At 72.9% G+C, this 22280-nt stretch carries 19 protein-coding genes; 12 read left to right on the forward strand and 7 right to left on the reverse strand.

From position 1 onward, the window contains the following. Positions 1-19: 19 nt before the first annotated feature. Positions 20-1279 (forward strand): MFS transporter, encoded by a 1260-nt coding sequence (locus tag ACNYC2_RS05305; protein ID WP_419706019.1) that lies wholly within the window; start codon positions 20-22, stop codon positions 1277-1279. 46 nt (positions 1280-1325) lie between these two features. After that, entirely contained in the window at positions 1326-1985 is a 660-nt protein-coding gene (locus ACNYC2_RS05310) for a vitamin K epoxide reductase family protein (protein ID WP_419706020.1), read from the forward strand. 89 nt (positions 1986-2074) lie between these two features. Here ACNYC2_RS05310 and ACNYC2_RS05315 read toward each other — a convergent pair whose 3' ends face one another. Further along, complete coding sequence (locus ACNYC2_RS05315; protein WP_419706021.1) at positions 2075-3409, reverse strand: alkaline phosphatase family protein; 1335 nt, start codon at positions 3407-3409, stop codon at positions 2075-2077. A gap of 126 nt (positions 3410-3535) precedes the next feature. Here ACNYC2_RS05315 and leuS point away from each other — a divergent pair, with 126 nt between their 5' ends. Continuing rightward, complete coding sequence (gene leuS, locus ACNYC2_RS05320) at positions 3536-6493, forward strand: leucine--tRNA ligase (RefSeq protein ID WP_419707780.1); 2958 nt, start codon at positions 3536-3538, stop codon at positions 6491-6493. Positions 6494-6642: 149 nt separating this feature from the next. On the opposite strand, the gene ACNYC2_RS05325 is transcribed toward leuS, so the two are convergent. Then, positions 6643-8463 carry a helicase HerA-like domain-containing protein gene (locus ACNYC2_RS05325; RefSeq protein ID WP_419706022.1) on the reverse strand — a complete coding sequence of 607 codons (1821 nt, stop codon included), beginning with the start codon at positions 8461-8463 and terminating at the stop codon, positions 6643-6645. A 92-nt stretch (positions 8464-8555) separates the two neighbouring features. Between ACNYC2_RS05325 and ACNYC2_RS05330 the strand changes: the two genes are divergently transcribed. After that, complete coding sequence (locus tag ACNYC2_RS05330) at positions 8556-9437, forward strand: DegV family protein (RefSeq protein WP_419706023.1); 882 nt, start codon at positions 8556-8558, stop codon at positions 9435-9437. 26 nt (positions 9438-9463) lie between these two features. Here the strand turns inward: ACNYC2_RS05330 and ACNYC2_RS05335 are convergent, their stop codons facing one another. Further along, positions 9464-10336, reverse strand: a complete 873-nt coding sequence (locus ACNYC2_RS05335; protein ID WP_419706024.1) for an alpha/beta fold hydrolase — start codon at positions 10334-10336, stop codon at positions 9464-9466. A gap of 265 nt (positions 10337-10601) precedes the next feature. On the opposite strand from ACNYC2_RS05335, the gene ACNYC2_RS05340 reads away from it, so the two are divergent. The 6 genes from ACNYC2_RS05340 to holA all read left to right on the forward strand — a co-directional run bounded on the left by ACNYC2_RS05340 (position 10602) and on the right by holA (position 17500). Continuing rightward, positions 10602-11594 carry a helix-hairpin-helix domain-containing protein gene (locus tag ACNYC2_RS05340; RefSeq protein ID WP_419706025.1) on the forward strand — a complete coding sequence of 331 codons (993 nt, stop codon included), beginning with the start codon at positions 10602-10604 and terminating at the stop codon, positions 11592-11594. Then, positions 11591-13975, forward strand: a complete 2385-nt coding sequence (locus ACNYC2_RS05345; protein ID WP_419706026.1) for a ComEC/Rec2 family competence protein — start codon at positions 11591-11593, stop codon at positions 13973-13975. The genes ACNYC2_RS05340 and ACNYC2_RS05345 overlap by 4 nt, the downstream gene beginning before the upstream one ends. A 169-nt stretch (positions 13976-14144) precedes the next feature. Continuing rightward, entirely contained in the window at positions 14145-14936 is a 792-nt protein-coding gene (locus tag ACNYC2_RS05350; RefSeq protein ID WP_419706027.1) for a hypothetical protein, read from the forward strand. Positions 14937-14946: 10 nt separating this feature from the next. Next, entirely contained in the window at positions 14947-15636 is a 690-nt protein-coding gene (locus tag ACNYC2_RS05355) for a hypothetical protein (protein ID WP_419706028.1), read from the forward strand. Further along, positions 15633-16460, forward strand: a complete 828-nt coding sequence (locus ACNYC2_RS05360; RefSeq protein ID WP_419706029.1) for a neocarzinostatin apoprotein domain-containing protein — start codon at positions 15633-15635, stop codon at positions 16458-16460. Before ACNYC2_RS05355 ends, ACNYC2_RS05360 begins: the two co-directional genes overlap by 4 nt. Positions 16461-16489: 29 nt before the next feature. Continuing rightward, entirely contained in the window at positions 16490-17500 is a 1011-nt protein-coding gene (gene holA / locus ACNYC2_RS05365) for a DNA polymerase III subunit delta (protein WP_419706030.1), read from the forward strand. A gap of 139 nt (positions 17501-17639) precedes the next feature. Here the strand turns inward: holA and rpsT are convergent, their stop codons facing one another. Continuing rightward, positions 17640-17900, reverse strand: a complete 261-nt coding sequence (gene rpsT, locus ACNYC2_RS05370) for a 30S ribosomal protein S20 (RefSeq protein ID WP_116676346.1) — start codon at positions 17898-17900, stop codon at positions 17640-17642. A 244-nt stretch (positions 17901-18144) separates the two neighbouring features. Between rpsT and ACNYC2_RS05375 the strand changes: the two genes are divergently transcribed. Further along, the gene (locus ACNYC2_RS05375; RefSeq protein ID WP_419706031.1) at positions 18145-19269 is read left to right on the forward strand and encodes a calcium:proton antiporter; all 1125 of its coding nucleotides are present in this window, start codon (positions 18145-18147) and stop codon (positions 19267-19269) included. Positions 19270-19339: 70 nt separating this feature from the next. On the opposite strand, the gene ACNYC2_RS05380 is transcribed toward ACNYC2_RS05375, so the two are convergent. From ACNYC2_RS05380 to ACNYC2_RS05390, 3 genes are read right to left on the reverse strand one after another with little or no spacing between them, the layout of a single operon-like run. Continuing rightward, positions 19340-19894 (reverse strand): type II toxin-antitoxin system PemK/MazF family toxin, encoded by a 555-nt coding sequence (locus ACNYC2_RS05380; RefSeq protein WP_419706032.1) that lies wholly within the window; start codon positions 19892-19894, stop codon positions 19340-19342. A 35-nt stretch (positions 19895-19929) separates the two neighbouring features. Then, positions 19930-20361: a type II toxin-antitoxin system PemK/MazF family toxin gene (locus ACNYC2_RS05385; RefSeq protein WP_419706033.1), complete on the reverse strand. Its 432-nt coding sequence runs from the start codon at positions 20359-20361 to the stop codon at positions 19930-19932. Between the two features lie 55 nt (positions 20362-20416). Beyond that, positions 20417-21208, reverse strand: a complete 792-nt coding sequence (locus ACNYC2_RS05390) for an alpha/beta fold hydrolase (protein WP_419706034.1) — start codon at positions 21206-21208, stop codon at positions 20417-20419. Between the two features lie 112 nt (positions 21209-21320). On the opposite strand from ACNYC2_RS05390, the gene ACNYC2_RS05395 reads away from it, so the two are divergent. Continuing rightward, positions 21321-22208 carry an aminoglycoside phosphotransferase family protein gene (locus tag ACNYC2_RS05395; RefSeq protein WP_419706035.1) on the forward strand — a complete coding sequence of 296 codons (888 nt, stop codon included), beginning with the start codon at positions 21321-21323 and terminating at the stop codon, positions 22206-22208. Positions 22209-22280 lie beyond the last annotated feature (72 nt).

Genomic DNA, 22280 nt, shown 5'->3' on the forward strand with positions numbered 1-22280 from the left:
CGACACTCCTGGAGACCCCATGGCGACCAGCCCCTCCCAGCCTGCTCCCGATCAGCCTGCTGCCGACCAGCCTGCTCCCGACGCGGCGTCCGGCAGGAGCTCGATGCGCCGGGCGGCGCCCGCGCTCGTCGCGCTGGCCGTCGGCGGCTTCACGATCGGCACCACCGAGTTCGCCGCGATGGGCCTGCTGCCCGACGTCGGCGCCGACCTCGGCGCGACCGACCCGCAGGTGGGGCACACCATCACGGCGTACGCGCTGGGCGTCGTCGTCGGGGCGCCGCTGCTGACCGTCGCCGCGGCGCGGATGTCGCGCAAGCGCCTGCTGCTCGTGCTGATGGGGGCCTACACGCTCGCGAACGTGCTGTCCGCGGCGGCGCCCGACATCGGCTGGCTCGTCGTCGGCCGGTTCCTCGCGGGACTCCCGCACGGCGCGTTCTTCGGCGTCGGGGCGGCCGTGGGCGCCGCCGTCGCGGGACCCGCCCAGCGGGGGCGCGCCGTCGCGACCATGATGACGGGCCTGACCATCGCGAACATCGTCGGCGTCCCGCTGTCGACCTGGGTCGGCCAGACCTTCGGGTGGCGCACGTCCTACGTGCTGATCGGTGCGCTCGGCATCGCGACCCTGCTCGGGCTCTGGCGCCTCGTGCCGGACGCCGCCGGCGGACCCGGGCGCTCGGTGCGCACCGAGCTGGCGACGCTGCGGAACGTGCCCCTGTGGTTCGCGTTCGTGGCGGGCGCCATCGGCTTCGGCGGCATGTTCGCGGTCTACACCTACGTGGCCCCCACCATGACCGGCGTGACCGGCCTGCCCGGTGGGGCGGTGCCCTGGGTGCTCGCGCTGTTCGGCGTCGGGATGACCGTGGGCATGCAGATCGGCGGCCGGCTGGCCGACCGCGGTGTGCTGCGCGCCGTGGTGATTGGCTTCGCGACGACCGCCGCCTCGCTCGTGCTGTTCGCCCTGACCGGAGGCTGGGTCGTGCCCGCGCTGGCCTCGCTGTTCCTGCTCGGTGTGACGTCGCAGATCCTGGGCCTCGCGTTCCAGACCCGGCTCATGGACCTGTCGCCCGGCGCGCCGTCGCTCGGCGCGGCCCTGTGCCACGCCGGGCTCAACGTGGCCAACGGTGCCGGAGCGTTCCTGGGCGGCGTCGTGATCGACGCCGGCTGGGGCTACCTCGCCCCGGCCTGGGCCGGGGCAGTGGTCACCGTTCTCGGACTCGCCCTGATCCTGGCGTTCGGGCGGCATCGGGTCGCGCACCAGGTCGCGGAGACAAACTTGTGACTTTGGTCCCAGGAATGTTCCAGGCTTCGCCGGTAGCGTTGCGCGGGTGACAGAAACCGGGGCGACCACGACGTCGTCGGACAGCTCGCTCAACGACCAGAACGACGTCGCCGTGCCGGGCCCCGCGCCGCTCGGCGCGCGGACCATGGGCCTGCTCCTGGTGGTGCTCGGCGGCATCGGGTTCATCGCCTCGTTCGCCCTCGCCTGGGAGAAGTACCTCAAGCTCCTCGACCCGGACCGGACGGCGTCGTGCAGCATCAACCTGTTCGTGGACTGCGGCGCGGCAATGGCCTCCTGGCAGGGCGCGCTGTTCGGCTTCCCGAACCCGTACCTCGGCGTAGCGGCGTTCCCCGTCGTCATCACGACGGGCGTGATGCTGCTGCTCGGCACCCGCCTGCCGCGCTGGTACTGGCTGTCGCTGCTGGTCGGGACCGTGCTGGGTCAGGCGCTCGTCTTCTTCCTGATGTACACGAGCTTCCACGTGATCATCGCGCTGTGCATCTACTGCATGATCGTGTGGACCATCATGTGGCCGCTGCTCTGGTACCAGATCGTGCGGGGCGTGCAGTCGGGTGACCTGCGCGTAGGCACCGGCCTGCGGGACGCGATCGTGGGCAACCACGTCATCATCCTGATCATCGGCTATGTGGCGGCCGTGGCGTGGCTGATGCTCGCTGTGGGCGGGGACCTGGTCGCTTCGTTCTAGGCTGATACGCAGGCCGCACCATCGCGGTGGCTGCGGAAGCGAGCCCCGGGAGATCCTGTCGGACGACAGGGCCCGGGGCTCGCGTCATGTCAGCGGCGCAGCGACTCGCGCAGCGTCCTGCCCTCGCTGCCCGACGGCGGCGCGTAGCCCAGCAGCGCCGAGATCGTCGGCGCGATGTCGATGTGGCGTGGCCGCCAGGGCTGCACGCCCGGCCGGACGCCGGCGCCCGCCAGCACCAGCGGGACGTGCAGCTCCGTGGTGGCGCCGTGCCGGCCTGCCGGCCCGGAAGGCGTGGCCCCGAACGACCAGCCCAGCTCCGGCTCGACGACGAGGTCGCCGTAGCTCGGGCTCATGTGCATCCGGCGCTGGTCGTCCTCGTCGAAGACGTTCCGCACCTGCGGCAGCGCCTCCAGCGCACCCCGGAGCTGCTGGATCGCGGCGGGATCACCCGCGCGCTCGCCGATGATCCGCACGTCCGCGACACCGCCGACGACTATCGCGACGTCGGTGCCCGGGGCCGGCGACTGGCCGCTGGTCAGGATCTGCGGAGCGAAGCCCGCCGCCTCGACCGCCGCCAGCGCCTGCGCGCCGAAGCCCTCCTCGAACGTGGTCATGCCGTGGTCGCCGGTGATGACGAACGCGGTGCGGCCGTAGGTCCCGGCGTCCTTCGTGGCCTGCACGATGCGTCCGAGCTGCCGGTCTATCTCGGTGAGGGCGCCGGGGATGCGTGGGTCCGCGTCGCCGCCCTCGTGCCCGATCGCGTCGAGGGTGTCGCAGTAGACGGTCATGAGCTCGGGGATGCCGTTCGTGGTGACGAGCTGCCCACCCGAGCTGACGGGCTCGCCGCGCAGCACGGCGACGGCGTCGTCGGTGCGGCGGGCGCAGTCGCCGCCCGGCTGGGTGTAGAGGCCGTCCGGGTCGCCGAAGGTGACGCCGTAGTTCTGCAGGATGAACCACTGCGCGGAGAACACGGTGCCGCCCTGCTCGCGGATCGACTGGGCGATGGTCGGCACGGCCAGGTCCCGCTGCTGGCTCCTGGCCGTGCCGGTGGCCGGGTCGAACCAGTAGGCGGTGTTGCGGTGGGTCTCCGGCCAGGCGCCGGTCGCCACGGACGACCACGACGGGTTGGTGATCGAGGTCATCACGCCGGTCGAGGTGGTGACGCTGCCCCGGCGCAGGAGGCTCTGCAGGTTCGGCATGGGTGCTGTCCCGGACCGGACCAGGTCGAGGTATTCGACGTCGAACCCGTCGAGCGCCAGGAAGACGACGTGGTCGGCCGGGCCGTTCCCGGCTGATCCGGAGGCGGAGGCGAGGGTGGGGTCGGCGTCGTCCGCGGGCAACGGCGCGGCGGCGGCGGTCGAGGCCGTCCACACGAAGGTGGCGGCGATGCTGGTGGCGAGGACCTTTCGCAACGAGGGCATCATGCGGGCAATTCGAGCACCCGAGGAGGGAACTTCGGGGGAGGTGCGAGCGAATGTCGGATGAACCTTCACCCTGTGGACGAGCGAAGGGCAGGGACCCCGTCGGTCGGTAGACTCGGGCGGGTGACCATGCCCGACGCACCCGAGCGCACCACGTCTTCGGACGAGCCCCGTTTCCGCTACACCCCGACCCTCGCGCAGCAGATCGAGCTGCGCTGGCAGGACGTCTGGGAGGAGCGCGGAACCTTCCACGCGGCGAACCCGCAGGGGCGACTTACGGGGCCGGGCGGGAGCCCGGCCGAGGGCGACCCGTACTTCATCATGGACATGTTCCCGTACCCCTCGGGTGCGGGGCTGCACGTCGGCCACCCGCTGGGCTACATCGCTACGGACGTGACCGGGCGCTTCCGCCGCATGTGCGGCGACAACGTGCTGCACGCGCTGGGCTACGACGCGTTCGGCCTGCCCGCCGAGCAGTACGCCGTCCAGACGGGCCAGCACCCGCGCACCACCACCGAGGCCAACATCATCAACATGCGGCGCCAGCTGCGCCGCCTCGGCCTGGGCCACGACTCGCGCCGCACCTTCGCGACGATCGACCCCGAGTACATCCGCTGGACGCAGTGGATCTTCCTGCAGATCTTCGACTCCTGGTACGACGCCGAGGCCGAGCGTCCGGGCCCCTCGACGGGTTCTGGCACGGGCCGCGGGCGGGCCCGCCGCATCTCCGAGCTGCGCGACGAGCTGGCCGCCGGCACGCGTCCCGTCCCCGGGCACGACGGCGACAACGCCGGCGGGGCCGTCTGGTCGGCGCTCAGCGCGGAGGAGCAGCGTGACGTCATCGACGCGCAGCGCCTCGCCTACGTCGACTCCTCCCCGGTGAACTGGTGCCCCGGCCTGGGCACGGTGCTCGCGAACGAGGAGGTCACCTCCGAGGGCAGGTCCGAGCGCGGCAACTTCCCGGTGTTCCAGCGCAACCTGCGCCAGTGGAAGATGCGCATCACCGCCTACGCGGACCGCCTGGCCGACGACCTGGAGCTCATCGACTGGCCGGACAAGGTCAAGTCGATGCAGCGCAACTGGATCGGCCGGTCCATCGGCGCCAACGTGCGGTTCGACGTCGTCGGCACCGCCGAGGGCGACCCGGCCGGCGCGGCCGGGACGCTCGAGGTCTTCACCACCCGCCCCGACACGCTGTTCGGCGCCACCTTCATGGTGGTCGCCCCGGAGCACCCGCTGCTCGACGAGGTGCCCTCCGCCTGGCCCGACGGGACGCGCAGCAGCTGGACCGGCGGGTACGACACGCCGGTCGCGGCCGTCGCCGCCTACCGCCGCGAGGCGTCCGCGAAGACCGCCGTCGAGCGGCAGGCCGACGCGGGCAAGAAGACCGGCGTGTTCACCGGGCACCTGGCCGTGAACCCGACCAGCGGCCTGCAGGTCCCGGTGTTCACCGCGGACTACGTGCTCATGGGTTACGGCACCGGCGCCATCATGGCCGTGCCGGGTGGCGACGAGCGCGACTTCGCGTTCGCCGAGGCCTACGACCTGCCGGTCATCCACACGGTCGAGCCCGAGGGCGGCCTGCCCGCGGACCACGTCGGCGCGTACGCGGGTGACGGCGTCGCCGTCCGCTCCTCGAACGACGAGATCTCGCTGGACGGGCTCGGTGTCGTCGAGGCGAAGGCGAAGATCATCGCCTGGCTGGAGAGCAAGAACATCGGCGAGGGCACCACTACCTACCGTCTCAACGACTGGCTGTTCAGCCGCCAGCGCTACTGGGGCGAGCCGTTCCCCGTGGTCTGGGACGAGAACGACCGTCCGGTGGCGATCCCCGACGAGCTGCTCCCGGTGAACCTGCCCGACGTGCCGGACTACGCGCCGCGCACCTTCGACCCGGAGGACGCCAACTCCGAGCCGGAGGCGCCGCTGGGCCGCAACGACGACTGGGTGTACGTCACGCTCGACCTGGGCGACGGGCCCAAGAAGTACCGCCGCGACACCAACACCATGCCCAACTGGGCCGGGTCGTGCTGGTACTACCTGCGCTACCTCGACCCCACCGAGACCACTGCCGCCGCGCTTCCCGAGCTCGAGCAGTACTGGCTCGGGCCGCAGCACAACCCGACGTCCGGCCCCGCGGGCGGCGTCGACCTGTACGTGGGCGGCGTCGAGCACGCGGTGCTGCACCTGCTGTACGCGCGGTTCTGGCACAAGGTCCTGTTCGACCTGGGCCACGTGACGAGCATCGAGCCGTTCGGCAAGCTGTTCAACCAGGGCTACATCCAGGCGTACGCCTACACTGACTCGCGCGGCCAGTACGTGCCCGCCGAGGAGGTCGAGGGCGACGAGCAGTCCGGCTTCACGTGGCAGGGCCAGCCCGTCAACCGCGAGTACGGCAAGATGGGCAAGTCGCTCAAGAACGTCGTGACGCCGGACGACATGTACGAGCAGTACGGCGCCGACACGTTCCGTGTCTACGAGATGTCGATGGGCCCGCTGGACCTGTCGCGCCCGTGGGACACCCGCGCCGTCGTCGGCTCGCAGCGGTTCCTGCAGCGGCTCTGGCGCAACGTCGTCTCCGAGGAGACCGGCGAGCTCACGGTGACCGACGACGAGCCCGACACCGCGACCCTGCGTGCCGTGCACCGCGCCATCGCCGACGTCCGCGCCGAGATGGAGCACATGCGGCCCAACACGGCGATCGCCAAGCTCATCACGCTGAACAACCACCTGACGGGGCTCCCGGCCGTGCCGCGCTCCGCCGTGGAGCCGCTCGTCCTGATGACGGCGCCCATCGCGCCGCACATCGCGGAGGAGCTGTGGTCGCGGCTCGGGCACGAGGAGTCGCTGGCGCACGCGCCGTTCCCGACGGCCGAGGCACAGTACCTGGTCCAGGACACCGTGACCTGCGTGGTCCAGGTCCAGGGCAAGGTGCGCGCGCGGTTCGAGGTCGCCCCGGACATCTCCGCGGAGGACCTGGAGGCGACGGCCCTGGCCGAGCCGAACGTGGTCAAGTTCCTGGACGGCCGCGGCGTCCGCAAGGTGATCGTCCGGGCCCCCAACCTGGTCAACATAGTCCCAGCCTGACCCACGGATCAGTTCAGGCAAGCGCCGGGCGCCGTCCCTTGTGGACCGTGCCCGGCGCCCGGCCTAAAGTAGAAGAGCGCAAGAGGGAGAGATCCTGAGCGCCCTGCCTTCAGCCCCCGCACCGTCGGGGGCTGTCGTGCGTCTAGGGTTCACCGGCGGCGGGTGCCGAAGAGGGAGCGGGTCAGCTCTCGGACGATGACCGTGCCCGCCGTTCTTGCCAGCGAGCCCACCACGCGGTTGCGCTCCCGGGCGGTCTGCTCCTTGTGTCGTGCCTCCGCCCTTTCGCGCGTAGCGGCCTCCCGCTCGAGCTTGACGCGCTCCTTGGCGATCTCGCGCTCGTCCTCGGCGGCCGAGGCCTCGCCGTCGGCGGCGGCGCGCCCGGCAGCCTGTTCCTGGGCCTTGGCCTGGAGCAGCTCGAACGCCGACTCGGCGTCGACCGCCGTCCCGTACTTCGCCTGGCCGGCGGACGCGGCCACCACCCGGTCGATCTCCGCGTCCCCCGCGGGATCCATCGAGGCCTGCGGGGCACGCACCCGGGTCCACGCGACCGGCGAGGGCGCACCCTTCTCGGTCAGCACGGTGACCACCGCCTCGCCGGTGCCCAGCTCCTGCAGCAGACGCTCCAGGTCGTACGGCGACGTCGGGAACGTGCGGGCGGCGGCCCGGAGCGCGGTCGCGTCGTCGGGTGTGAAGGCACGCAGCGCGTGCTGCACCCGGTTGCCGAGCTGGGCCAGGACGTCGGACGGCACGTCCTTCGGCGACTGCGTCACGAAGAAGACGCCGACGCCCTTGGACCGGATCAGCCGGACCGTCTGGACGACCTGCTGCAGGAAATCCTTCGAGGCGTCCGCGAACAGCAGGTGCGCCTCGTCGAAGAAGAACACGAGCTTCGGCTTGTCGACGTCGCCGACCTCGGGCAGCTCCTGGAAGAGGTCCGCGAGCAGCCACATCAGGAACGTCGAGAAGAGCTGCGGCCGGTCCTGCACGGCGGGCAGCTCCAGCACGCTCAGCACCCCGAGGTCGCCCTTGGTGGCGATCAGGTCCGACGTCGAGAAGGCGGGCTCCCCGAAGAAGACGTCGGCGCCCTGGCCCTCCAGGCCCACGATCTCGCGCAGGATCACGCCCGCCGTGGCCGCCGAGACGCCGCCGATGCCCTTGAGCTCGCCCTTGCCCTCGTCCGAGGTCAGGTGGGCGATCACCGACTGCAGGTCCTTGAGGTCCAGCAGCGCGAGGCCCTTCTTGTCGGCCCAGTGGAAGATCAGCGTGAGGCTCGACTCCTGCGTCTCGTTGAGGCCGAGCACCTTCGACATCAGCAGCGGCCCGAAGTCCGTGACCGTCGTGCGGATCGGGACGCCCTTGCCGATCCCGCCCAGCGAGTAGAACTCGACGGGGTACTGGGTGGGCGTCCAGTCCTGCCCGATGCTCGCGGCCCGCTCCGCGACCTTCGGGTTGTCCGGACCAGGGAGCGCCAGCCCGGACAGGTCGCCCTTGACGTCCGCGAGGAAGACGGGCACGCCGGCCAGGGAGAGTCCCTCGGCCATGCCCTGCAGGGTCTTGGTCTTGCCGGTGCCCGTCGCGCCCGCGACGAGGCCGTGCCGGTTCAACATCGAGAGCGCGAAACCGACCTGGACCTGCGGGTTCGGGACGGCGACCCCGCCCGGCTCACCTTCGAGCAGGGCACCCAGAGGCAGCGTCGCCTCCGCCGCGTAGCCCGCGGCCACCTCGGCCGCGTAGCCCTGGACGGCGGCCGCGCTGGGCTGAGCGACGGCGGGACCGGCGGCGGCCGGTTCGGCGTCGGCCGGTCCGGTGACAGCCGGCTCAGCGACGGTGACAGCCGGCTCAGCGACGGCCGGATCCGCACCGGCCGCCGGGGCCGGCTCGGCGGCGCGCTCCGCATCTTCGAGGGCCTTCTGGGCTGCCGCGGCAGCTTCCCGCAGTGCGGCGAGGTCGGGCTTCGATGCATCGGGCATGTCTCGGATGCTAGGTCGGGCCGGCGCGCCGCGCGCGGGGAGAACGCGCGGTTTCGTCGTCCGGATCCTCGCGCGGATAGAGTGGCGCGGTCATGCGCACCCGACGTCGTACATCCCGCCCGGCACCTCAGGAGGTGCGGGTCGTCACCGACTCCACCGCCAGCCTGCCCGCCGGTCTGTCGGGCGGCCCGGTCGTGGTGCCCTTGCGTGTCCTCGTGGGTGACGAGGTCTACGCGGAGGGCGAGGACGTCACGCCGGAGCGGCTCGCGGAGCTGGTCGCCGGGGGCGCTCAGATGACCACGTCCCAGCCGCCGCCGGAGGCCTTCGCGGCCGTCTACCGCAGCCTCGGCGACGAGGGCGCCCGGTCCATCGTGTCGGTGCACCTGTCCGGGGCGCTGTCCGGCACGGTCGGCTCTGCCGGTACGGCCGCGGCGCGGTCACCCCTGCAGGTGCGTGCCGTCGACTCGCGGACCAGCGCGGCAGGCCTCGGCTTCGCCGCCCGCGCCGCCGCCGAGTGCGCCGCCGCCGGGGCCGACGCCGCCCACGTGGCGGCCCGGGCCATCGAGGTCGCCGGGACCGCGCACGCCCTGTTCGTCGTCGACACCTTGGAGCACATGCGGCGCGGCGGCCGGCTGTCCGGCCCGGCGGCGGCGCTCGGCACGGTCCTCGGGGTCAAGCCGATCCTCAAGCTCTCGGACGGCGCCGTGGAGCTCTCCCAGCGGGTGCGGACCCGAGCGGTCGGTGCCGAGCGCCTCCTGGAGCAGGCCGCGGGCTTCGTCGCCGAGGCGACACGGCCGGTCGTCGCCGTGCACCACTTCGGCGCGCACGACCGGGCGCTCGCCCTCGCGGGCCGCCTGCACACGCGTACCCGGGTCGACGTCGAGGTCACACCGCTGAGCGCGGTGCTAGGAGTCCACGTCGGCCCGGGCACGCTCGCGGTCGTCGTCGCCGACCTGGGCGACCACGCGCACTGAGCTCGAGAGCGCGGCCCGGCCGGTGCTCAGCTGGTCAGGACCTCGCGCAGCTTCGCCGCGAACTCCACGGGCTTGTCGGCGGGCTGGCCGTACTCGCCGCCGCTGAACCCGCCGTGTCCGCCCGGGAAGACCACGGGCTCGGTGCCGAGCAGAGCGGCGGCCGCGGTGGCCGACCGACCAGCCATCCCCTGGTCCGAGTCCGTGCTGACGCCGATCACGACGCGCGGCGCGCCGGTCCGGAGGGTCTCGTAGGCTGCCTCGAACAGCGGGATCGTCTGGATGGTGGCGCCGAGCAGCAGGTCGTCGCGGGAGCCGTCGTCCTCGGTGGGCAGGCCGAACATCGCCGGGTCCGGGGCGGGCCGTTCGGCGTAGTCGGCGGTGAGCTCGCCCTCGGCCATGACCAGGGCGATGAACTTCGCCATGGCGGGTCCGGAGCCCTTGGCCTGGTAGGTGTCGTAGATGTCCCGCATCGCGGCGACCATGGCGTCACGGTCCGGCAGCACCGTCGGCAGCGGCGGCTCGTGCGCGACGACCGTCCGCACGTCCTCCGGGTACCGCGCCGCGAGGTCGAGCGACACCACGCCGCCGCCGCTGGAGCCGAACAGGTCGACGGGGCCGCCGCCGACGGTCTCGATGATCCGGTGCACGTCGTCGGCGAAGTCCGGGACGCCGGGCAGGTCCGCGCTCGTCTCCCGGGTGCTGCGCTCGATGCCGCGCGGGTCGTAGGTCACCACGGTCCGGTCGGTGAAGTGGCTTGAGAGCGTGGCGAAGCCCTCTGCGCCCATCGGCAGGCCGATCAGCAGCAGGGGCGGCTCGTCGGTCGGTGTCGCGGGCTCGCGCACGTCGTAGGTGAGGACGGCGCCCGGCACGTCGAGGGTGAAGGTCTTCTTGTCGGTCATGGTGTTCGCTCCTGGATCCGTGGCGCGTGGTCCGGTCTGCTGGGGTGCCGTACGGGCTCTCGCGCTCTCTGCCAGGTTCGACGACGGCGCCGCACAGGACTCATCTGTGCGGCGCCGATGGATTTACGTCGGTCGAGCACGCAGACCCTCGCGACGGCCGGATGCGGGTGCGAGGCCGACCACAGCCAGCGCTTTTCCGTGTCTGTGCACAGACGGGCCACGGAGCTCACCGGAGGACGGCGACGCCCGCCTAGCGTCTTGATCCATGCAGCCAGAGACCGCGCAACAGCGACTTCCCGACCCGTGGCCGTTCAGCCCGGTGCGCGGGCCCGGCGGCGACGTGCCCGGCGCCCAGCCGGTCCCAGGGCAAGGTAGTCCGGACGAGGCCCGTCTGGACGAGGCCCGGACCGACGCCGACGAGCTGGTGGCCCGGCTGCGTTCCAGGCGGTCAGCCTCCGGGGTGGCCGCGGCCTACGCGGCCGCGCACGGCCACCCGACCGACCCGCGGCCCGAGCAGGGCGCCCGCAGGTGGGCACTGAAGGGGACGACCGCGGTGGTCGCGCTGGTGGCGGTGCTCCTGCTCGGCGTGGCTGTTGCGGTGCTGTCCCTCCGCGGCGACGGCGTCGAGCCGCTGACAGAGCTGGCGGACGGCGGGGAGCCGGTGGGCGGTCCGGCCGACGGACCAGCGGGCGCGTCCGGGCAGTCCGCGCAGCCCGTACCGAGCAGCCCGTTGCCCGAAAACCCGGCACCCGGCTCCTCCGGCGCAGCGGACGGCGGCCTGCTCGTGCATGTCGTCGGCGAGGTGTCCGAGCCGGGCCTCGTCACGGTGCCCGACGGCGCCCGCGTGGCCGATGCCCTCGAAGCGGCCGGCGGCACCACCCGCAAGGCCGACCTGACCGCCGTGAACCTGGCGCGCGCGGTCGTCGACGGCGAGCAGCTGTACGTGCCCAGGCCGGGGGAGCCGGTGCCCGGAGCCCCGGCGCCCGGAGCCCCGGCACCCGGAGCCGGCGGGCCGGCATCGGGCACGGGCGGACCGGGCGCAAGCGGCGGATCCACGGCTGCCACCGTCGACATCAACACCGCGGACGCGGCGGCTCTGGAGGCGCTCCCCGGTATCGGTCCCTCGATCGCCCGAGCGATAGTCGAGTGGCGTGACGCCAACGGACCGTTCGCGAGCGTGGACGAGCTGGAGGACGTACCGGGCATCGGCCCGGCGACGCTGGCCGAGATCCGCGACAGCGCACGGGTAGGGCCATGACCGACCTACGGATGGCGCCGGCGGCCCTCGCGGTCTGGGCCGTGGCGTGGCTGCTGACCGGGCCAGGAGCCGGCTGGACCGGCCCGGCGACGTGGGTGGCCGCGGCGCTCGTCGCGGGCACCTGCCTCCACCTGCTGCTCACGGCGACCCTGACGCGAGGGGCGGGCCGGCCTGCGGTCGCGCACGCGGCCCTCGCCGCCGCCTGCGCCCTGGCGGTCACGGTCTCCGCGCACGTCCAGCTCGCGGGTCGCGCTCCGCTCGGCGACCTCGCGGAACGGCGGGTGACCGCGACCCTCATCGGCCTCGTCGTCTCCCAGCCGGAGCCGTTCTCGTTCGCCCCGGGGTCGTTCGCGCCCGGCGCAGGGCAGCACCGCTGGGTCCTCGCGGCCCGCGGAGTGGAAGCGCGCGGCGTCGGCTCGGCGGCAGGGGCGCACGTCCAGGTCCTTTCGAGCACGGCGCCCCGGTACGGGGCGACCGTGACCGTCTCGGGCGCGCTGCGGCCCGCCGAGCCCGGTGCGGCGCAGGCCGCCCGCCTGACCGCCGGCAGCGCGAGCGAGATCCGTGCCCCACCCGCGGGCCTGCGCGTGCTCGACACCCACCGCACGGCGCTCCTCGACGTGACGGACCCGCTGTCCGCCCAGGGCCGCGGGCTGGTCCCGGGCGCCGCCATCGGCGACACCACCCGCCTTCCGGACGACCTCGCCGAGGAGATGCGCAGTACTGGCCTGGCGCACATCACCGCCGTATCGGGCGGCCACTTCGCGGTGGTCGTCGCCGTCCTGACCCTGCTCTGCTCGCTGGCCCGGCTGCCGAGGCCGGTCAGGGTGGCCCTCGTCGCACTCGCTTCCCTCGCCTTTGTGGCGCTCGTCCGTCCGGAGCCCGCAGTGCTCCGCGCCGCGGTCATGGCGGCCTTCGCCCTGACCGGAGTCGCCCTCGGCCGGCCGTCGCAGTCGGTACCGGCGCTCGCGGCGTCGGTGGTGGGGCTGTTGGTGGTGGACCCGTGGCTGGCCCGCTCGTTCGGGTTCGCGCTGTCCGCGGCGGCGACCGGCGGTCTGGTGCTGCTCGCGGCGCCGCTGGCTGCCCGGCTCGCGCCCTGGACGGGCGACGCGGCCGCCTTCGCCCTGGCGGTCCCGCTCGCCGCGCAGGCGGCGTGCGGCCCGGTGCTGGTGCTGCTCGATCCGTCCGTGTCCACCGTGTCGGTCCTCGCGAACCTGCTGGCCGCCCCGGCCCTGGTGCCCGCGACGGTGCTGGGGCTCGTCGCGACGGTCCTCGCGCCGGGGCTGCCGACGCTCGCCAGCCTCGTGGCCTGGGCCGCGAGCGGCGCCACGTGGTGGATCGCGGCCGTCGCGCACTGGTGCGCCGCGCTTCCCGGCGCCGTCGTCCCGTGGTTGGGCGGGCCTCCGGGAGCCCTCCTGCTGGCGGTGCTCACCGGCGTCGTGCTGTGGGCGGTGCTGCGGCGCGCCCCGCACCCGGGCTGGCCCGAGTCCTGGCGCACGGCGGCCCGGTCGAGCCTGCGCGAGGCGCTCAGAACGCGGCGCCGGCGGCTCACACGGGCGCGCGTCGTGGCGCTCCTGGCGGCCGGCTCGGTGGCGGCGCTCGTGGTCGCGCTGGCGGTGCCCCGCCTCGCCGTCCGCTCGGGCATACCGCGGGACTGGCTCGTGGTGGCGTGCGACGTCGGGCAGGGGGACTCGCTGGCGCTGCGCACCGGGCCGACGTCGGCGGTGATGGTCGACGTGGGACCCGACGGGCCCGCGGCGGGCCGCTGCCTCGACGAACTCGGTGTGGCCAGGGTGGACCTGCTCGTGCTGAGCCACTTCCACGCGGACCACGTCGGCGGCCTCGGGCCGGTGCTGGCGGGCCGGGAGGTGGCGGCAGCGCTCGTGTCCCCGATGCCGGAGCCCGCCGCGAACGCAGCGGCGACCGGGGCGGCGCTGGCGGCCGCGGGTGTGCCGGTCGGCGTCGCACGGACGGGGCACCAAGGAACGGCGGGGTACCTGACCTGGCAGGTGCTGCAGGCGGGTGCGGGCGAGGGCGCGAACGACTCGAGCATCGTGCTCGCGGCCCGGACCGGCGGGCTCGACGTGCTCGCGCTCGGCGACCTGGAGGATGCGGGTCAGGCGGAGCTGGTGCCGCTGGCCGGGCGGACCGACGTCGTCAAGGTGGCCCACCACGGCTCGGCGGTGCAGTCCCGCGCCCTGGCGGAACGCCTGCGCCCGGCGGTGGCGCTGGTCTCGTCCGGTCGGGACAACGACTACGGCCATCCGACCGACGAGGCGCTCGACCTGTACGCGGGCGTCGGCGCCGCCGTCGTCCGGACCGACGAGTGCGGCACCGTGGCACTCGTGGTGCGCGGGCAGGAGGTGTCGCTGGCGGGCTGCTGACCACGTTCTCCCGGGTGGTCGCCGTCCGGCACACCCACACCTCTTGTACCAGGTCACGCCGAGGTATTGCGGCAGGCTCGCCACACTTCGCGAAACGTTGCGGATCCCGTGGGCCGCTCTAACGTGGGTGAGGACGGAGAGTTCGTCAGCACCTACGAAGGGGGGCTTCGTGGCTGATCTCAAGCTGACCGTCCGGCGGTATCGCCGGACCATCGCGGTAACCGTGACGGCGGCTCTGTTCGTACCGGCGATGGCGTTCAGCGCCGCTGGGCGGGACCAGGCCGCCGCCCAGCTCGAGCTCCGGCAAGAGCTCCTGGCGGAGTCCGTGGTCACCGACGTCTCGGAGGCCGACCAGACGGTCCGGGTGGACGTCGCCGAGGATCCCGCGGCCGCGGACGCCTGGCTCGAGGAGTCGGCGGAGGTGCTCGACGGCTGGACCGTCGTCGTGGCCGGGATGGACAGCAAGTCCGGCGAGGACCGTGCGAAGCTCGACGCCGAGGCGTTCGCGGGCGACCCGCCGTCGACGGACGAGCCGTGCCCGGAGACTCCCGAAGGCCCACGCTCCGCCGACGGCGCCACCACCCCCTACCTGGGCTGCGAGCCGGACGGCGACGTCCAGGCCACCGCCCGGTCGGTCGGGAAGGGCCCAGCAAAGGACACTCTTGCCAAGGCTGTCGACGAGGTCCTCGCGACCTACCTGCCGGACGCAGGCCTGGCGCCCACCAAGGTCCGGATCCACAAGGGCGAGGCGACGGTCGACGTGGCGGCCGGGTTCGAGCAGGCGCTGTCCGACGCCGGGGTGTACCCGGGCGACGTCTGGCAGGCGCTCCTGTTCACCGCGCACAGCAACGGCAACATCGACTCGGTGAAGTTCACGCTCGCCGGGGACTGCCTCGCCTTCGCCTACGCGACAGGCGGCGACATGTGCGCCTCGACCGACCTGCCGATCGACCTGGGCTGAGGAGGCCACGATGCGCGCGACACCCCGTCGGCTCCTGACGGCCCTCACGGCCCTGGCGCTCGTCCTCACCGGGCTGCTCGCGGTGGCCCCGGCGGCGTCGGCCGACGTCACCTACGTCCCGGAGAGCTGGAACGGCAAGGTCGTCTACCTCTCCCAGGCGTGCCACGACCGGGGCGACACCGTGTGCCACACGAACACGGGCTGCGACGGGTTCAGCGAGAACGCGAACGCCCGGCTGGTCGCGATGACCGCCACGACCCACACGGGCGCCAAGCAGCTGAACTTCCTGGAGCGTGGTTACAAGGTCGTGCGCGGCACCGGCCTGACCACGGAGAACATCGCGAACTCGAACCGGGTGGGAGCGGACGTGCACGTGCCGATCCACTCCAACGCGATCAACCGGTCGTGCGAGACCAAGCTCTCGGCCGACCGGTTCGGCACCCACGTGATGTACGTGTCGGCGGCCGGCCGCAAGTGCGCGCGGATCATGACGTCGATAGTGGGTTCGGCCAGCCCCGGGACGAACGACGCCCGCCAGTACCGCACCGACCTGGGCGAGCTCAACCAGACCAATGCCGTCGCCTGCTACCTCGAGCAGGAGTACCACGTGTGGGACGAGGGAGTGAGCTGGATGCGGGACCGGAACACCTGGAGCTGGCGGATCGCCGGCAGCATCGACGTCTTCCTGGGTTACCCGTGAGGCGCGCGCGTCTGCTGGCCCCGGTCACCGCCGTCGTGCTCGCGCTGGCGGCCTGCACGGCAGCTCCGCCGAACCCCGGCCCGGCGCAGGAGCCCGGCGCCACGAGCAGCCCCGACCCGTCGGCGTCGGGCGACCCGGAGGGCTCCGGCGACGAACCGGCCATCACCGTCCGCTCCGCCGGCGGCGCCTGGGTGGTGCGCGGCACGGGTTTCATGGGCGGCAACCAGTACCTGGTCCAGTGCACCGGCGGCACGACGGCGGGTACGAAGGCGCTCGACGAGTGCGACATGTCGACCAGCGCGCAGGTGGTGGCGGACGCCGAGGGCCGGATCTCGGCGACGCGGCCCGCTCGGGCCTTCGTCAACGTCGGGTCGGTGTCCGAGGTGGACTGCACGGGAGACCCGTGCGCCCTGGCCGTCGCCGACCTGTCCGACGTGGTGCTCGCGGCGGCCGCCGCCCCGCTGCCCGACGGCTCGGAGACACCCGACGCGCCGACGCTCGTCCTCTCGGAGCAGGAGCTCGGCACCGACAAGGGCAGCGTCACGGTGACGGGCGAGGGCTACGCGCAGGGCGCCACGGTCCGGCTGGTGCAGTGTGCCACCACGCCGGACGGCGGCGTCGACGGTGACAACTGCCTGTACGACGACGGCAAGCGGGTGGTCGCCGACCGCACGGGCTCCGTGCTCGCCCGGCTGGCCGTCCAGCGTGAGATCGAGCTGGTGGGCGGCGGCGTCGCCGACTGTGCGGTGGCGGGTGCGTGCGTGGTCGCCAACGCCTGGACCGACGGCGGACGCATGGCGGTGGCCGACCTCCTCTGGGAGTGATTGTCGGTGGTGCGTGGCAGGCTGTGTCAGTGCCTCCAGCGACCAAGCGCCGTACCGCCACACCTGCCACCGGCCGTAGCTGGGACGAGCCGACGCTCGCCCCGGTAGTGCTCGTGCGCGGGGCCGAGCCGCTCCTGGCCGAACGTGCGGTGGACGGCGTCGTCGGGCTGGCACGTGCGCGCGACCCCGAGATCGAGAAGGTCGAGCTGGAGGGCACCACGTACGGTCCGGGCCAGCTGGTGGTCGCCGCGAGCCCCTCGCTGTTCGGCGAGGCGAAGATCGTCGTGGTCCGGTCGGCGGAGTCCGGCACCGAGGACCTGATGGCCGACCTCATCTCGTACGTCGGGTCGCCGGACGAGGAGACCGTCCTCGTGGTCGTGCACGGTGGAGGGCAGCGCGGCAAGAAGATGCTCGACACCATCACCAAGTCGGGTGCGCCGGTCATGGTGTGCGAGCCGGTGACCAAGGACGGCGAGAAGGCGTCGTTCGTGGCAGGGGAGTTCAAGGCGGCTCGCCGCCGGGCCGACGCCGAGGCGGTGCGTGCCCTGGTGGACGCCCTCGGGAGCGACCTGCGCGAGCTCGCGGCGGCCTGCTCGCAGCTCATCGCCGACACGACCGGCACCATCACGGCCGCCACCGTGGACAAGTACTACGGCGGGCGCGTCGAGGCGACCGGCTTCCGCGTCGCCGATGCCGCGGTGGCCGGTGATGCCGGGGGCGCCGTCGCGCTCCTGCGGCACGCACTCGACACGGGGCTGGACCCGGTGCCCATCGTCGCCGCCCTTGCGCTGCGGCTGCGCAACCTCGCGAAGGTCGCGTCGATGCGCGGCGGCGGCGGGTTCTCCAGCCGCGACATCGGCATGGCGCCCTGGCAGGTGGACCGTGCCCGCAAGGACCTGCGGAGCTGGACGCCGGAGGGCCTGGCGGCGGCGATCTCCGCCGTCGCGCAGGCAGACGCGGACGTCAAGGGCGAGTCCAGGGACCCGGTGTTCGCCGTGGAACGTGCGGTCCTGACTATCGCCCGCTCCCGCCGCTCCTGACCCGCCCGACTCGTTGAGTGCGTGACATTCGCCCTGCTGGAGTCGTTTCAAGGGCGAAAATCACGCACTCAACGATCCGGGCGGGCATGCGAAAGACGCCGTCCTCCCCAGGGGGTGGACGGCGTCTTTCGAAGCTTGCTCAGAGAGCGGCGACCGACTTCGCGAGGGCCGACTTGCGGTTCGCGGCCTGGTTCGCGTGGATGACGCCCTTGGCAGCTGCCTTGTCGAGCTTGCGCGACGCGGTGGCAAGGGTGACCGTCGCGGTCTCCTTGTCGCCGGCTGCGACGGCCTCGCGCACCTTGCGCACGTGGGTCTTCAGCTCTGACTTGACGGACTTGTTGCGCAGACGAGCCTTCTCGTTCGTCTTGATGCGCTTTATCTGGGACTTGATGTTTGCCACGATGGGACTTCCTGGTGTGTTCGCCTGACGGCGAGCGGATAGGTCGTAGAGGGCGGTCGCAGCTCCGGGACTGGGGTGGGGACCCGTGGAGAGGAGCTGGGACTGTGCCCGCCGACCTGGGCGGACACGCGACCTCCAAGTTTACCAGAGGCTCGGGCGTCCCGGGCGAGCAGCCCGGTGTGACACCGGCTACGGCCGCCGTCGGCCCAGAAGGGCCCTGACGAGCCACCTTAGAATCCGAACCATGACTACCGCGACTCTGAGAGGCCGTTTCCAGTGGACCGTGGTGGTTCCAGTCCTTGCCGCGGTGCTCCTCGTGGTGACGTGGAGCAGTCATGAACACCCGGTGATCCTGGCCGCGATCGGCGCCGCTCTGGTCGGTTCGGTGCTCGCGGCGGTGCACCACGCCGAGGTGGTGGCGCACAAGGTCGGCGAGCCGTTCGGCTCCCTCATCCTCGCGGTGGCGGTGACCGTGATCGAGGTCGGCCTGATCATCATGCTGATGAGCAGCGGCGGCGACGCGGCCAGCACCTACGCCCGGGACACCGTGTTCGCCGCCGTCATGATCACCTTCAACGGGATCGTCGGGCTGTCGCTGCTCGTCGGTGCGAGCAAGCATCACCTGGTCAGCTTCAACGCGTCGGGTACCGGGTCGGCGCTCGCCACGGTGATCGCGCTGGCCGGGGTCACGCTGGTCCTGCCCCGCTTCACGACGTCGGCGGACGGCGGCGCATACACGCCCTTCCAGCTCGCCTTCGCGGCCGTGGCGTCGCTGATGCTCTACGGGGCGTTCGTCTTCACGCAGACCGTGCGGCACCGCGACTTCTTCCTGCCCGTCACGAGCGACAAGTACGGCCGCGTCACGGGCGTCATCCGGGACGAGGACGGCGACGACCACGCCGACCCGCCGGCCGCGAAGGAGGCGTGGATCAGCGTCGCGCTGCTGGTCCTCGCGCTCGTCTCGGTGGTGTTCCTGGCCAAGATGCTCTCGCCCACCATCGAGTACGGGGTGGCCGCGGCGGGCCTGCCGTACGGGGTGGTCGGTGTGGTGATCGCGCTCCTCGTCCTCGCACCCGAGTCGATAGCCGCGGTCCGCAACGCGCTGCGCAACCGCGTCCAGACCAGCCTCAACCTCGCCTACGGCTCGGCCATGGCGTCGATCGGCCTGACCATCCCGACCATCGCCGTCGCGATGATCTGGATGGACGGGCCGCTCACCCTCGGCCTCGAGCCCGTCCAGATGGTGCTGCTCGCGGTCTCGGTGGTCGTGGCGATGCTGAGCATCGCGCCGGGCCGGGCCAAGACGCTGCAGGGCGTGGTGCACCTCGTGCTCCTGGCGGCTTTCCTCGTGGTGTCGATCCAGCCGTAGCGCGTCGATCCGACGTGTCAGACCGTCAGGTCACCCGGGTGACCTGACGGTCTGACACGTCGGGGGAGCTTCAGAGTGCCGCCGCCACCTGGTCGAAGACGGCCCGGTCCAGGATCGCGCCCTCCCGGCGGACGGCGTCCGGGTGGATGCGGATCACGCGGTTGAGGCGCACCTCGGAGGCGCGGCCGGTGCTGTCCCAGGCGCCGGTGCCGATATCCATCCACTGGCGGCCGGCGCGGGCCTCCTGCGCGGCGTCGCGGTCGTGGTCCTGGCTGGTGAGCTGCAGCGCGAGGAGCCAGGGGCCGTCGTTGCCCACGATCAGCACCGGGCGGTCCTTGCCCTGGCTGTGATCTTCTTCATAAGGCACCCACGACCAGACGACCTCGCCCGGGTCGGGCTCGCCGTCGAGCTCGGGCCGGTAGACGGGCTTGACCGTGCCCACGTAGTCGCCGGGGTAACCATCGGTCTCGGGCAGGTTCCGGCCGGATGCCGGACGGCGGTCCCGGGGCGTCGGCCCCGACGCCGGCCGGTCGCTGTCGGTGCGGCGGTCGCTCTGGTCGAAGAAGGCGCTCGCCACGGCCTCGACGACGTCACCGAGCAGCTTGATCCACGGGTTCTGGTTCACGCAGGGCAGGGTAGCCCGGCGGCCGAGAATCGGGATCAGGTGAGGTCGAGCGCCCGGTCCATGTACTTCACGACGTCGTTGAAGACGACCTCCGCGAGGATGTCGCCCTCGCGGCGCACGTCGTCCGGGTCCACGCGGATGACGCGGTTGATCCGGACCTCCGAGTCGCGGCCCGTGCCGTCCCAGGCGCCCGTGCCGACGTCCATCCAGATCCGGCCGGCGCGCACCTCCTGGAGCATGTCGCGGTCGTGGTCCTGGCTGGTGAGCTGCAGCCCGAGCAGCCAGGGACCGTCCTTGCCCACGAGCAGCACCGGACGGTCCTTGCCCTTGCTGTGGTCCTCCTCGTACGGCACCCAGGTCCAGACGACCTCGCCGGGGTCCGGGTCACCGTCCAGCTCGGGGTTGTAGATCGGGTGGACCTCACCCTCGAAGTCGCCGGGATAGCTGTTGTCTGATGCGAAGGTCACGCCCGAAACCGTACCGGAACGGGTTAACCGCGCATCAGGGATCTAACGGCAGGAATCAGCCGGCGCACGCCCGGGCGAACTCGGCCAGCTCCGCCGCCATCGGCTCCGGCTCCCAGCTGTGCATCGCACCCGGCAGCTCCTTCTCCGTGCCCTTCGGCACCGCCGCCACGATGCTCGCGGCCGCGACCGGCATCTCCGGGAAGGTCTCGACCCCGTACATGGCCAGCACAGGAACCGCGACGTCGAGCGTGCCGTGCTCCAGCGCCCGCTGCGCCCAGGCGAGCGACTGCGCGTCGGCGCGGTAGGCGGCGACGGTGCGGGCCATCTCGGACCACGCCGGGGAGGCCTCCATCTCGGCGAGCCACTCGGGCGGCATGTCCTTCATGTAGTGCCGCATCGCGTTCTCGTGGTCGCCGGCGTCGAGCAGGCGCTCGATCTCGTCGGTCCACACCTGCGTCGTCTCCGCGGGGTCGCCCAGGGGTGCCTCCCAGAGGGCGAGGCCGGTGACCGGCAGCCCTGCCGCCGCGGCCCGGAGGCTGAGGGCGCAGCCCGACGAGTGCCCGACCAGCACCGCGGAACCGCCCGCGACCTCGATCATCGCGGCCACGGCGGCCAGCTCGCGGTCGAGGTCCAGACGGCCCACGGCAGGGCTCTCGCCGCGGCCGAGCCGGTCGAACGTGATGGCGGTGAGCCCGGCGTCGGCGACGCGCTGGGCGGTCTCGGCGGTGATCGGGTCGTCGGCGCGGTCCGGGCCGGCGCCCGTCACGAAGACGACGGCCGGTCCGGTGCCGCCGCGCAGGTCGTAGGCGACGCGGTCGCCCTGGCTGGTGGTCGCGAGTTCAGTCATGGTTGGTCCGACGACGTGCCGGCCCGTAACTCATCGGTGGGGTCGAAGCGGCATCGGGCAGTGGCGGCGAAAAACGTCGACCGGTCCTCCGTGGCGGTGTCAGGGTGGCGGCATGAGCCTGCACGACGACGAGGTCGCCTCCACCCCCGAGCTGGTCCACCACCTGGTCGCGGAGCAGTTCCCGCAGTGGGCACACCTGCCCGTGACGCCGGGGCCCGCGGGCGGCACGGACCACCACCTGTTCCGCCTCGGGGGCGAGCTGCTGGTCCGGATGCCGAAGATCGGCTGGGCGCAGGACCAGGCGGTCTCCGACGCCCGCTGGCTCCCGCACCTGGCGCCGCACCTGCCGCTCCGGCTCCCCGTGCCCGAGGTGGTCGGCGAGCCGGGCGAGGGCTTCCCGTTCCGCTGGTCCGTCACGCCCTGGCTCGACGGCGCACCGCCCGCGGTCGGCGAGCTCGGCACCGCCGCCGCCCGGCAGCTCGGCGAGTTCGTCGCGGCCCTGCGTACGGTGAGCACCGACGGTGCTCCGGTCAAGGAGGGCACCTCGCGCGGCGTCCCGCTCGCGCGGCTCGACGACGACGTGCGCGCCGCCATCACCGAGTCGGGCACCCGCATCGACGGCCGAGCCGTGACGAAGGCCTGGGACCAGGCGCTGGCCGCGCGCCCGGCGTCGGAGGGGTCCTGGATCCATGGCGACCTGCTGCCCGGCAACCTCCTGGCCGACGGCGGCCGGATGACCGCCGTCATCGACTGGGGCGGGGTAGGAGTCGGCGATCCGGCCGCCGACCTGATTCCCGCCTGGACCCAGTTCACGGGCGCCGAGCGCGTGGCGTTCCGGGAGCCCGCCACCGACGGGCTGACCGATCCGGACGACGCCTGGGACCGCGGGCGGGGCTGGGTCCTGGTCCAGGCGGTGATCGCGCTGCCGTACTACTGGGACCGCTGGCCCGCCTTCGCGCGCGGGAGCCAGGAGCGGATCGCCGCGGTGCTCGCGGACTGACCTCGCGGACCGCCAAGGCGGGCGGCAGGGCGGGCGGCAAGGCGGGCGGCAAGGCGACACCAAGCCGAAACA

This window comes from Promicromonospora sp. NFX87, assembly GCF_048564965.1.
Classification (GTDB): Bacteria; Actinomycetota; Actinomycetes; order Actinomycetales; family Cellulomonadaceae; genus Promicromonospora.